General features: G+C 59.7%; 8 protein-coding genes and 1 pseudogene. All 9 read left to right on the forward strand.

The genetic code is table 11. The features are described from left to right. Positions 1–43: 43 nt before the first annotated feature. The 9 genes and pseudogenes from IPP35_11300 to IPP35_11340 all read left to right on the forward strand — a co-directional run bounded on the left by IPP35_11300 (position 44) and on the right by IPP35_11340 (position 13065). Positions 44–415 (forward strand): hypothetical protein, encoded by a 372-nt coding sequence (locus IPP35_11300; protein ID MBL0059663.1) that lies wholly within the window; start codon positions 44–46, stop codon positions 413–415. An 827-nt stretch (positions 416–1242) separates the two neighbouring features. Continuing rightward, positions 1243–1695, forward strand: a complete 453-nt coding sequence (locus tag IPP35_11305) for a hypothetical protein (GenBank protein MBL0059664.1) — start codon at positions 1243–1245, stop codon at positions 1693–1695. A gap of 102 nt (positions 1696–1797) precedes the next feature. Next, complete coding sequence (locus IPP35_11310) at positions 1798–3450, forward strand: hypothetical protein (GenBank protein MBL0059665.1); 1653 nt, start codon at positions 1798–1800, stop codon at positions 3448–3450. Positions 3451–3621: 171 nt separating this feature from the next. Beyond that, entirely contained in the window at positions 3622–4110 is a 489-nt protein-coding gene (rplM, locus tag IPP35_11315; GenBank protein MBL0059666.1) for a 50S ribosomal protein L13, read from the forward strand. Positions 4111–4132: 22 nt separating this feature from the next. Further along, on the forward strand, positions 4133–4552 hold the full coding sequence (gene rpsI, locus IPP35_11320) for a 30S ribosomal protein S9 (protein MBL0059667.1): 420 nt from the start codon (positions 4133–4135) through the stop codon (positions 4550–4552). 39 nt (positions 4553–4591) lie between these two features. Beyond that, positions 4592–5776 (forward strand): hypothetical protein, encoded by a 1185-nt coding sequence (locus IPP35_11325; protein ID MBL0059668.1) that lies wholly within the window; start codon positions 4592–4594, stop codon positions 5774–5776. Between the two features lie 246 nt (positions 5777–6022). Then, entirely contained in the window at positions 6023–6940 is a 918-nt protein-coding gene (locus IPP35_11330) for a LysR family transcriptional regulator (GenBank protein ID MBL0059669.1), read from the forward strand. A gap of 2 nt (positions 6941–6942) precedes the next feature. Beyond that, positions 6943–11536 (forward strand): annotated as a pseudogene (gltB, locus tag IPP35_11335) (glutamate synthase large subunit). A gap of 62 nt (positions 11537–11598) precedes the next feature. Then, a complete protein-coding gene (locus IPP35_11340) occupies positions 11599–13065 on the forward strand; it encodes a glutamate synthase subunit beta (GenBank protein ID MBL0059670.1) in 1467 nt (488 codons plus the stop codon). The last annotated feature ends 9 nt before the right edge of the window (positions 13066–13074 follow it).

Below are 13074 nucleotides of genomic sequence, written 5' to 3' on the forward strand. Positions count from 1 at the left end.
TCAACGAAGTCCCTCCGAGATGGGCTCTCAAGGGAGGCAACAAATGATTGCGAAAAAAACAATGGTTCGGAAAAAGCGCGTGAGCGCGGTAAAAGCCGACCCGGCGGCGTCGAAAGTTGTGGCATCGTCATCGAAAACGGAAGCCCCCGGCAAGAACTATGTGGGGATTGACTTTCCCCAGGAAGGGGAAATCCTAACGAGCGGCCAATACACCCTCCGCATTTCCACGAGCGCCACCGAAGGGGTGGAGGTTTCCATCGATGGAAAAGGGTGGGAGCCCTGCCGCGAATGCGTCGGGTTTTGGTGGTACGACTGGTCGGGTTTCGGCGCCGGGGCCCACACGGTGGTCGCGAAGATTTCCGTTGGGAAACGTTCCATGAAGTCCAAGGCGCGTTCCCTCACGGCCATTATTTAACTGAATTGACGGACGTTTTTACCGTCCTCCCGCGGCTCATCGCCGGCGGCGCGTCCTGTCCCATCGACCCGGCCCATTTGGGGGACGCCCTAAATAAATTAACTTGTCCCTTAAGGAAAGGAGCCTACGTGGCTTTGAGGTCTTGGGGGGGTCTGACGCCCATGCCACTCTCTCCTGTGGGGCGTCTTTATTCCACGGCCCCCTCCGGGTTTTCTGGGGATACGGATAGTCCCTCGCTTTGCTCCTCCAAAGTGACGGATCCATGATCTCCGAGATGACCGGAGATGGATCGAATGCTCCGATCCGCCGGTTTTAAACGTGATTGGATTTTGGCAATGGCGGCACGGTTCTTTTTCTTTAGGTCCCAATCCAGAACACTCGCCCGATTGAAGACGTTCAAGAGGGTTCAACGGATTCGGTTCTTCCCACTCGCCCAAGCTCCTCGATGAAGGCTTCAACCGTTTTTTGGTTCTCATCCTTTAGAAAATGCGCCACGTGTTGTTCAACGGCCGCCCCCGCCATTTCGCGACCCCCAGGAGGAATTCTCCTTGAAGATCAGGGTCCTCCGTTCTCCGCCATGTTTTTAGCTGGGGGGGCCGCACCGTTATTGTTAAGCGGCCAATTTAATGAACAGCCCGGCGTCGAATACGGGCGGTCCGTGGAAATCCTGTCCGTTTAAACTATAATCCTTGGGATGGGGAATGAGAGCGAATCTCGGTCCATTTTAGCGTCTAAACGAAAAGTTTCTGCGTCCTATCCATCCGAACCATAAAAGCGGGCGGGACGTGGGTGTCCTTCCTATCTCGGGGAAACGAAAGGAATTTTGAATGATGAGAAGGGTGTTTTTTTGGAGAATTTCCGTCGTTCTTTTTTTGTCGTCCGTGACCATGGCCAGGGCGGAAATGGCCGTTGGTCTCGGGTACCCCACGGTCAGTTTAAAATATGATTTTCTTGAAAACGTTGCGGCGGAGTTGAAATACGCCGACACCGGGGAAGGCATCCGGGTGTTCGCGACCAGAGGTTCTTGGAAATTTAATCCCAAGGGAAAATACGAGACGTTTGCGGGGGCTGAAATTGGCCAGATTAAATTCGACTACGAGGACACCCAGGGGGATGGACTTGAGTTCTCTTTGTTTATCGGCAAAGAATACAGGATCCGATCCTGGCTTGGGTTCGCGTTTGATATTGCCCCCACCCTGATTCGTTTAAACTCGAGCGGGAAAAACAATACGGGTTTCGAGTTGGTGGCAAATGTCGGTTTTTATTGGTATGTGTTTTGAGGTTCTCATTCCAACATGGAAATAGCCGTATGAAAACGAAGTGGTCCTGGTTTGCTTTTTGATTTCTATTTTCCAGGACCCAGGGTTTTTTCCGGTTTCAACGTGGGCGTTATCAGCGCGACGAAAAATCAGGTGGAGGACTTAAAAGAGGATATTGCAAAAGATTCACAAACGGTTCAGCCGGTCGATGTCGTCCTGTGGGTAAAGAGCATCGACCTCTTGAGGTCCGTTGGCAAAAATGTAGGGGGACCGGTTTTCGTAACGGGGTATTACGTGTCCGGCGATGGCGGCGGCTCCCTGTTTTATTGCGATCCGACCGACGTGGTGAGTTCCGATAATGGAGGGTCGGTTATCGTGGCGAATGACGGCGGGCGTTGGAAAGTTATTCACCAGGGGTTCCTCACCGCTCGCCAATGGGGGGCCCATGCCGATAACCATTCGGATGATGCCCCCTATTTTCAAGCCGGGATGGCGTGGTGCGGCGCCAAAGGCCTCCCGTTCAAAATAACAGCCGGACAATATGTTCTGGGCAGTCGGATCACCGTGGTCGGGCCCATTCAAATCGCGTCGGACGAATCCGCCCTCATTCGGTTCACCGATCCCAATTCGTGCGGGTTCCTTTTCGATAACTCCGCGGGCGTGGAACAGTTGGCCAGCCTCCAGTTCCCCAGCCTGTTATCCCCGGCCGTCAACAGCTCTTTCTCCATTCCGGGTTATGGACCCACCACCTACACCTACGACCTAAATTCGCGGACCGGCCAGGCCATCGAGTTGCGCGGGAATTGCAATAGGCTCGCCGTTCGTCTGTTTTACGCGGCGGGATGGGAGTCGGGCATAAAAATTAACGCCACAAACACCGTTATGGCGAACCTGGACATTTCCGCCAACACCTTGGACTTTTGCAAATTTGGGGTTTGGTTGACAGGGACGGCTGGTGGCGTGATCAGCGGCGTTTCGTTTATCGCCAACACTCTGTGGGCTCAGTTTCCCTTCTACCTGGACAGCACGAACATCCTCGTCAACCAATCCAAGTTCGAGGTGACGGGGGGCGCCTACGTCAATGAAGAATTCGGCGCCGGTGTGTATGGCGCCGCGACCAATAACCAGGTCGATACCTGCAAGTTCATCATTCGTTGGTTGTATGCCGGCCATGCCGTCGACAGCACCGTCGGCGTCCCGGCCACCCTTCAGGTCCCCTACCTTGCCGGGGCCGGGACGTCCAACGGGCAATTAACGGATGGAAATGCGACGGTCGGATACTGGACGGGGACCTTCTGTGAATTTGACATCGGCGCGGTGCTGGGCGTGCCGGGGGGGAGGGGCGGACAACTCCCCGTGGCGGGGGATGTCATACGGGTGAGGGATGCCGGGGGATACAACACCGTTCGTATCGCGCACGCCGACAACGTGGCGGCCGTGCCGATTCCGGTGTCGGCCGTGGTTGGAGAATCCAATTACAATGGGGGCGTGGGGGCGGCCCCGTTTAGCAAGGCCGTGCTATGTTCGGCGGCGATTGGCGCTTTGCCCCCTGGGACGTCGGCCGTTTTTTACATGTACCACCAATGCCTCTCGTCGGCCAATGATAAACCGATCGGAGTGACGGATATTGGGAACGGATTGAACGCGCAAGGAATATTGGCCGCGGCCCGCTGGCAGGGCTCCGCGAATAACCGCCAGATAGCGATTACCTTCACGAACCCAAGCACAGTGAAAACGACAGCGGCCGCCACCTATTTCTTTTGGGTTGAACTGTAGTGCCCAAGATCAGGGGACGCCCTAAATAATTAAACCTTTCCGGTTGAATGAGAAAGAAGACGGCGGGGCAGAGGTTCGTGGAGGAGCTTGCCGGAGGCTGGCGTTCGACGGTAAATTTTAAACAATAAATTTTTCTTGACCTTCGTGGATGGATATCCTAAACTCTCGCCCATGTTCGCAGCACATACCAAATTTCCCAAGTCTTCCGAAGTCGTCCGCCGCTGGCATTTGGTGGACGCCGACGGCGTGTCTCTCGGGCGACTGGCGGCGCTGAGCGCCGGCCTGTTGCGCGGCAAAGGCAAGACTACTTTTTCTTCCCATGTGGATCAAGGGGACGGCGTGGTGGTCGTCAACGCCTCCAAGGTTGTTTTGACCGGGGACAAGAAAGTTCAAAAAATGGATTTCCGGGCCTCCGGTTTTCGCGGGGGGCAGACCCTCACCCCGTACGGACGTCTTTTGGAACAGAAACCCGAGCGTGCCGTTGAATTGGCGGTGAGCGGGATGCTCCCTAAGAACCGCCTCCGGTCCCGTTTCATGCGACGCTTGAAAGTTTTTCGCGCGGGAGACGGGGCGGTTCATTACCCGACCGCCGTGGCCGTGGACACGAAAAACCCGAAAATTAAATCCGGCGGCCCCTACGTTTTGGCCGCCGTTAAATAACCCCTTCTAAAAGGCTCCTCCGATGACTGAAGACACGCTCGAAATCACCCGTCAAAAGCCCCTGTGGGCCACCGGCCGACGCAAAACAGCGGTGGCCCGCGTGCGCGTTGTTCCTGGGGAAGGTCGCCTGGTGGTGAACGGCAAAACCGTCGAGGGGTTCTTCGGCGGGAACGAGCGGCAGAAAGCGTCCGTTTTGGCCCCTTTCCACATTGCCAAGACCCTGGCGGCTTTCGACCTTTTTATCAGCACCTCCGGCGGCGGCCTCACGGGCCAAGCCGAGGCCATTCGGCTCGGAATCTCCCGCGCCATGGTCGAGATGGACCCAAAACTTCGCACCGCGCTCCGCGCCAAGGGGTTTCTCACCCGCGATCCGCGCGAAGTGGAGCGAAAGAAATCCGGGCAACCCAAAGCTCGGAAGCGCTACCAGCACTCGAAGCGCTGATCGAATTCCGGCTCCTTTGGCCGGATCTCCCTTCATCCCATGTCCGCGTTGACCCTTCTATCGAGGGCGGAATCTTTATTGGCCAAGGACCAGTGGGCCGGGGCCCATTCTCTTCTGGTTCGCGTCCTCCCGCTGTCCACCGACCCTTTCCTGAAAGCGGAGATCCTTCAAAAAGACGCCGAGGCTCTTCGGGCCTTGGGGCGGTTTCGGGAGGCTCTGGTGGGTTACCGACGGGCCGCAAACCTATACCGAAAGCTCAACATCCCCTCTGAACGGCTCCAAACCATTTTTGGGATCAGCGCCTGTCTCCGTATTTTGGGCCGATATGAAGAAGCGGAAAGCTTGTGGGCCCCATTTGAACGGGAAACATTTTCGCGCTCCGCCCTTTCCGAGATCGAACTGGAGCGAGCCCTGGTGGCCCGCGGCCAAGGCCATTTTTTGGAGGCGCGGCGACGGATGGGCCGGGCGGTTCTCCACCTGGCCCAGCGGAAAGAGTGGGGACCCCTTCAACACGCCTATTGGATTTTGGGCGGGCTCGAACGTTTTTCAGGCCACTTCCCGGAGGCTTTGAAGGCCTTCGACCAGGCGGTCCGCCTGGCGCGGCGAACAAAGGATCTTTCCTCCGAAGCGTTCGCGCTCTGCGGCCTGGCCGGCGTGCAACGGGTGGTGGGGCGGGACCAGGCTTCGCTCGCCAACTACGCCGAAGCCCACAGGCTCCTGACAAAAATCGGCGATCCCTTCGGCCAAGCTTACGGGCTTTGCGGGCGGGCCAACGCTCACCGGGTTTTTGGGGACGCGGCCAAAACATTGCCCCTTTATCGTCAATCCGCCGCCCTGTATCGCCGGTTAGGGGACGCCAGCAGCGAAGGCTTCGCCTTCTGGGGGCTGGGGGGAAGTTTGCGGAGATTGCAACGTTTGCCTGAATCGCTCTCCGCTTATCGCCGCGCTCTGGCCCTTTTCATAAAATCCAAGGACGATCGGGGGGTGGTGATGGCCCATCTGGGCCTGGCCCGGTGGGCGGAGGCTGGCGGCCGGGAGGGAGACGCGCTTTTATCGGCGGGACGCGGTTTGTCCGAGGCCCGACGGGCGCGGCTCCCCTACGAAACCGCTCTGGCCCGCTACGAAATCGGCCGGATCCGGCGGCCCACCCGTCCGCCCTACGCTCTTCTGCGCCCATTTGGCATCTCCCCCGCCGTCCTCCGCCGATGGCGGGACATTCCATAAGGAATCCCTCTGCCCCCGGCGGATCTTTTCCTGGGTGTGGGGGGAAGGGGCGATTCAACAAGCCACTCCTTGCCGGGCTCAAAAACCACCCCTCCCTGACCCTCCCCTTGGCCAGGGGAGGGAAAATAGAAACCGAGATCGACGTCTTCATTCTTCGGGGGGCGGCGGGGGGATTGATGTATTAGTTAAACTTATGTAGAATTATTCCTCTATTTATGAAAAAAATGTACACTTACCAGGTCTTGGATGCAGATTGAGACGCTGAAGCTCTTTTGCGACGTGGCCCGTCTGGGCAGTTTTTCCCGCTCGGCTGAAATCCACAAAGTGACGCAGTCCTCGGCCAGCCAGGCCGTTCACGGCCTGGAGGCGGGGCTGGGCGTTTCCCTGATCGACCGGTCGCGCCGCCCCTGGCGGCTGACGGCGGCCGGACGGGTTTTCTACGACGGCTGTCGGGACGTGGTGGAGCGTTACGAGGGGCTGGAACGGCGGGTTCGGCGGTCGGAGGGGTCGGCCGAAGTGCGCGTGGCGGCCATCTATTCCGCGGGTCTCCGCCACTTAAGAGAATTCGTCGACACCTTTTTAAAAGAGCATCCGGGGGCGCGGGTTCATCTGGATTATCTCCATCCGGACCGCGTTCTGGAAGCGGTTCGCGAGGGGGGGGCGGATCTGGGTCTGGTCTCTTTTCCTCGGGCGGGCCGCGACGTGGACGTGATCGCCTGGCGGGAAGAGCCCATGGTTCTGGTCTGCTCCTCGTCCCATCCTTTGGCGAAAAGTCGGGACGTCGACCCCGCTCGGCTGGACGGACAGTCCTTTGTGGCATTTGATCGCGGGCTGGTGATGCGGCGGGGAGTGGACCGGTTTTTGAAGAAGCGCGGTGTGGGGGTGCGGGTGGCTTTGGAGTTCGATAATATCGAGGCCATCAAGCAGGCCGTGGAGATCGGATCGGGCGTTTCCATACTCCCCGAGCCGACGGTGGACCGTGAGGTCCGGGCCGGGACGTTGGCGGCGGTTCCTCTCAAAGGGGGACGTTTTTTCCGCCCCCTGGGTATTCTTCGGCGGCGCGGGCGCCCGGCGCCGCCCATGGTGAAAGAATTCGAGCGTTGTCTCAGGCTGGATGGCATGAAACGGTTTGCAGGTCCGAAAGGAAAGGGGACGCCACGGTGAACATACGAAACGCAGTTCCTCAAAAACAGGGGTTATACGATCCCGCCTTTGAACACGACGCCTGCGGCATCGGGTTCGTCGTTAACATCAAAGGAAAAAAATCCCACCAAATCGTCGCCCAATCCCTGGAGGTTCTGAACAATTTAAACCACCGCGGCGCCTGCGGGTGTGAAGCCAACACGGGCGACGGCGCGGGCATCCTGATTCAGCTCCCCCACGCGTTTTTGGTCAAGGCGGCCGCCGCCGATAAAATCGTTCTTCCCTCGCCCGGCCATTACGGCGTCGGCATGATATTTTTCCCCCGGGACGAGAAAGCCCGGAAAGAGGCCGAGGCGCGGTTTGAGAAAATCGTGGCCGAGGAGGGTCAGGTCTTTTTGGGATGGCGCACGGTTCCCACGAATAATGCCGCCCTGGGCCGGACGGCCCAAGCCGGGGAGCCTTTCATCCGGCAGGCGTTCCTAGGACGGGCCAAGTCGGTCAAAGACGAGGCGGCCTTCGAGCGCGCGCTCTACCTGATCCGGAAACGCGCCGAGCACGGCATTCAATTTCCGAACGAGGCCGGGTCCAACCGGTTTTACATTCCCAGCCTCAGCTCCCGCACCATCGTTTACAAAGGGATGCTGTTGGCCAGCCAGATGGAGGAGTATTACCCGGAGCTGAAGGACCCCTCCTTGACGTCCGCTTTGGCGCTTGTTCACTCCCGCTTTTCCACCAACACGTTCCCCAACTGGAACCGGGCGCACCCCTACCGATACATCATCCATAACGGCGAGATCAACACTCTCCGCGGCAACATCAACTGGATGCACGCCCGCCAGTCGATGATGAAGTCCGAGGTTTTCGGCGATGACTTGAAAAGGCTCCTTCCCGTGATCGATACGGACGGGTCCGACTCCGCCATGTTCTACAACTGCTTGGAGTTTTTAGTATTGGCCGGGCGGAGTTTGCCCCACGCCATGATGATGATGATCCCCGAACCCTGGGCGAACCACGAAAGCATGTCCGAGGAGAAAAAGGCGTTCTACGAATACCACGCCTGCTTGATGGAGCCCTGGGACGGGCCCGCCTCCATCGGGTTCACCGACGGGGTCCGCGTCGGCGCCGTGCTCGACCGCAACGGCCTGCGCCCGTCCCGATATGTCGTGACCAAGGACGACGTGGTGGTGTTGGCCAGCGAAGTGGGGGTGTTGGACATCGCCCCCGAACGTGTGCTCCAAAAAGGTCGCCTTCAGCCCGGCCGGATGCTGTTGATCGATACGGAACAGGGCCGCATCATTTCCGACGACGAGATTAAGAAAACCGTGGCGTCCGAGCATCCCTACCGGGAATGGCTCGAAAAAAACAGGATCGCCTTGGAAGATCTTCTGGACCAGGACAAACCGGTCCATGAGGAGCATAGCACGGCGTTCTCCAGCGGCAACAGGCCTTCGGGTACAGCTACGAGGACCTGCGGGTCGTGATGGAGCCCATGGCCCGGAACGGGGTGGAGCCCGTGGGCGCCATGGGGACGGACACGCCCCTGGCCGTCCTTTCCGACAAGCCCCAACTTCTGCCCAACTATTTCAAACAGCTTTTCGCCCAGGTGACAAACCCGCCCATCGATTGCATCCGGGAAGAGATCGTCACCTCGGCCGCCACCGCCATCGGCGGCGAGCGGAACATTCTCCAACCGACCCCCGAGAGTTGCCGGTTGATCGAACTGAAAAGCCCGATCCTCACCAACGAGCAGTTGGAAAAACTCCGTCACGTGAAAGAGCCGGGGTTCCGGGCCGTGACTTTGCCGATCCTGTTCGATCCCCTGGGCGGGGGCCCCGCCTTGAAGAAGGCCTTGGACGACCTTTTCGCCGATGCGGATAAAGCGGTGGCGGGTGGGGTGAACATCCTTGTGCTGTCGGACCGGGGCATTGGTCCGAAGAAGGCGCCGATCCCGGCGCTCCTGGCCGTGGCCGGGTTACACCACGACATGATCCGGAAGGGCACCCGCATGAAAGTGGGGCTTGTTCTGGAGTCCGGGGAGCCGCGGGAAACCCACCATTTCGCCGTGCTGTTGGGCTACGGAATGGGGGCCGTCAACCCCTATCTGGCCTACGAGACCATCGACGACATGATCCGCCAGGGGATGTTGTTGGACATCGACCACAAAACCGCCGTCAAAAATTACGTCAAGGCGGCCACCAAAGGTGTGGTCAAAACTATTTCCAAGATGGGGATTTCCACCATCCAAAGTTACGGCGGGGCCCAAATTTTCGAGGCCGTGGGGTTGAATCAGGAGGTGGTGGACCGTTATTTCACCGGGACTCCCTCCCGCGTCGCCGGGGTCGGGTTGGACGTGATCGCCGAGGAGGCCCGTCGAAGGCACCACCGCGCCTTCCCGAATATTCAAACGGACGGGCAGGCCCTGGACGTGGGCGGAAATTACCAGTGGCGGAAAGAAGGCGAGAATCATCTTTTCAACCCCGAGTCCATCCATCGGCTCCAGACCGCCTGCCGGACCAACCGCTACGATATGTACCAGAGCTACGCCGCTCTGATCAACGACCAGTCGAAGACCCATTACACGCTCCGGGGACTCCTGGATCTCAAGCCGGCCGGACGGCCGATCCCGATCGACGAGTGGAATCGGTCGACGCGATTTTGAAACGGTTCAAGACCGGCGCCATGAGTTACGGGTCGATCTCCCAAGAGGCCCACGAGTCCCTGGCCATCGCCATGAACCGCGTGGGGGGGAAGTCCAATACCGGGGAAGGGGGCGAGGATCCCGAGCGATACAAGCTTCTTCCCAACGGCGACTCCAAAAACAGCGCCATCAAACAAGTGGCGTCCGGTCGGTTCGGCGTGACGAGCTTGTATTTGGTCAACGCCAAGGAAATCCAAATCAAGATGGCCCAGGGCGCCAAGCCCGGGGAAGGCGGCCAGTTGCCGGGAACCAAGGTTTACCCCTGGGTGGCCCGCACCCGCCACACGACGGCGGGCGTCGGTTTGATTTCGCCCCCGCCGCACCATGACATCTATTCCATCGAGGATTTGGCGGAGTTGATCCACGATTTAAAAAACGCCAACACCGCCGCCCGCATCAGCGTCAAACTGGTGGCGGAGGTGGGTGTCGGCACCGTGGCCGCCGGGGTGGCCAAGGCCCACGCGGACGTCGTTTTGATTTCCGGGTTCGACGGCGGGACGGGGGCTTCCCCCCAATCCTCCATCAAACACGCGGGTTTGCCCTGGGAATTGGGGTTGGCGGAAACCCACCAAACCCTCGTGTTGAACAATCTGCGGAGTCGAATCACGGTGGAGACGGACGGGCAGTTGAAGACCGGTCGGGACATGGTGATCGCCGCGCTCCTGGGGGCGGAAGAGTTCGGGTTCGCCACCGCCCCTCTGGTGGTATTGGGGTGCGTCATGATGCGGGTGTGCCATTTGAACACCTGCCCGGTGGGGGTCGCCACCCAGGATCCAAAACTGCGAAAAAAATTCACGGGCGATCCGGCCCATGTGGTGAACTTCATGCGGTTCGTCGCCCAGGAGGCCCGGGAGCTCATGGCGCAAATGGGGTTCCGAACGATCAACGAGATGGTGGGCCGGGTGGACCGCTTGGAGGCCCGGAAGGCCGTGGACCACTGGAAAGCCAAGGGGCTGGATTTTTCCAATATCCTCTTCGCTCCGGTGGCGGGGCCCGAGGTCGGCCGTTATCGGCAAATGGACCAGGACCACGGTTTGGACGATTCCCTGGATCGGAAGGTTCTCATGGAACTTTGCAAACCGGCCCTGGAGCGCGGGGAGAAGGTCAAAGCCCGGGTGCCTGTTCGGAATCGAAACCGGGTGGTGGGCACCCAGGTGGGAAGCGAACTGACCAGGCGGCACGGCGCCAAGGGGTTGCCCGACGATACCATTGAGCTCACGTTTCATGGGTCCGCCGGCCAAAGCTTTGGCGCCTTCATTCCGCGGGGAATGACCCTGACGCTGGAAGGGGACGCCAACGATTATTTCGGCAAAGGGCTTTCGGGCGGGAAACTGATCCTCACGCCCCCGCTCGCGGCGGGATACGTGCCCGAAGAGAACATCATCGTCGGCAACGTGGCGTTTTATGGGGCCACGTCGGGCGAAGCCTACATCCGTGGTTTGGCGGGGGAGCGGTTCGCCGTTCGAAACTCCGGTGTGCACGCGGTGGTCGAAGGGGTGGGCGACCACGCTTGCGAATACATGACGGGCGGGCGCGTGGTCGTTTTGGGGCCCACGGGGCGCAACTTCGGCGCCGGGATGACCGGCGGCGTGGCGTACGTGTGGGACGCGGCCGGCGATTTCAAAAAGAAGGTCAACAAAGAGATGGTGGAGATCGAGCCCATGGAGGAAGAGGACGTTCAGGAAGTCCACGGGCTATTGGTCAAACATCTTCTCCACACCACGAGCACCGTGGCCAAGCAAATTTTGGAGGAAGGGCCCTCTTTGATCCGGACCTTCGTCAAGATTATGCCCAAGGACTACAAGCGCATGATTTCCACGATCAAAAAGATGCATCAGGCCGGCATGACGGGGGAACAGGCTATCATGGCTGCCTTCGAAGAAAATGCCCGCGACACGTCCCGCGTGGGAGGAAATTAAATGAGCGCCTCAAAGACGGGCAGAAGCCGAAATCGCTGGGGGTCGCCAAACCCACGGGTTTCATGCGGTTCCAGCGGGAACTTCCGAAAGACGCGGACCCCGCGGAACGCATTCGCCATTGGGACGAATTTCACGAGCCTATGGCGGAAGAATCCCTCCGCCAACAGGGCGCCCGGTGCATGGACTGCGGCGTGCCCTTCTGCCACACCGGGAGCTTAATCGCCGGGATGGCCTCGGGCTGTCCGATCAACAATCTGATCCCAGAATGGAACGACCTGGTGTTCCGGGGGCTCTGGAAAGAGGCGCTGGAGCGCCTTCACAAGACCAACAACTTTCCGGAGTTCACGGGCCGGGTGTGCCCCGCGCCCTGCGAAGGGTCCTGCGTGCTGGGAATGTCGGAGCCCGCCGTGACGATCAAAAATATCGAAGCCTCCATCATCGATCGGGGTTTCGCCGAGGGATGGGTGAGGGCCGAACCGCCGAAGAAGCGAACGGGAAAGAAGGTGGCGGTGGTGGGATCGGGACCGGCCGGATTGTCCGCCGCGGCCCAATTGAATCGGGCGGGCCACGCCGTGACGGTGTTCGAGCGGGCGGACCGGGTCGGGGGCCTTCTGATGTACGGCATCCCCAACATGAAATTGGACAAGGACGTGGTTCAGCGTCGCGTGGATCTGATGGCCAAGGAAGGCGTCACGTTCCGCACGGGGACCGAAGTCGGAAAGGATTACCCGGCGGAGAAACTTCGCACGGAATTCGACGCCGTGGTTTTGGCCACGGGCGCCACCGTTCCCCGGAATCTCCCCGTTCCAGGGCGCGAGTTTACGGGAATTCATTTCGCCATGGAGTTTCTCCAGGCGAACACGAAAAGCCTGTTGGATTCCCATCACAAAGATTCTAAATTCATCTCGGCCGCGGGGAAAGACGTGATCGTGATCGGCGGGGGCGACACGGGAACGGATTGCGTGGGCACCGCGCTTCGCCAGGGGGCGAAAAGCATCGTTCAATTCGAAATCCTTCCCCGTTCTCCCGACAAGCGCGCCCCGGACAATCCCTGGCCCCAGTGGCCAAAGATCCACCGAACGGACTACGGGCAAGAGGAGGCGGCGGCGGTGTTCGGCGAAGACCCGCGCCAGTTCCTGATCTCCACCACGCGTTTCCTTCGCGGGGAAAATTCGTCCCACGTGAAGGAAGTCCACACGGTTCAGATCCAATGGGCTAAAAATGAAAAGGGGGCCTTCGTCCCCGTGCCCGTGCCGGGAACGGAAAGGGCGTGGCCCGCCCAACTGGTTCTTTTGGCGATGGGGTTTCTGGGACCGGAAGAGGGGCTTTTGACATCTCTTCAGGTGGACCGGGATGAGCGCTCCAACATCAAAGCCCAGCACGGGCGTTTCTCCACCAATATCCCCGGCGTCTTCGCGGCGGGGGACGCCCGCCGAGGCCAGAGCCTGGTGGTTTGGGCCATCAACGAGGGCCGCGGGGCCGCCCGCGAAGCGGATCGTTTCCTCATGGGGCATACCGATCTCCCCTAAACGAACGGC

The sequence above is a fragment of the Elusimicrobiota bacterium genome, from assembly GCA_016721625.1.
GTDB lineage: Bacteria > Elusimicrobiota > Elusimicrobia > FEN-1173 > FEN-1173 > JADKHR01.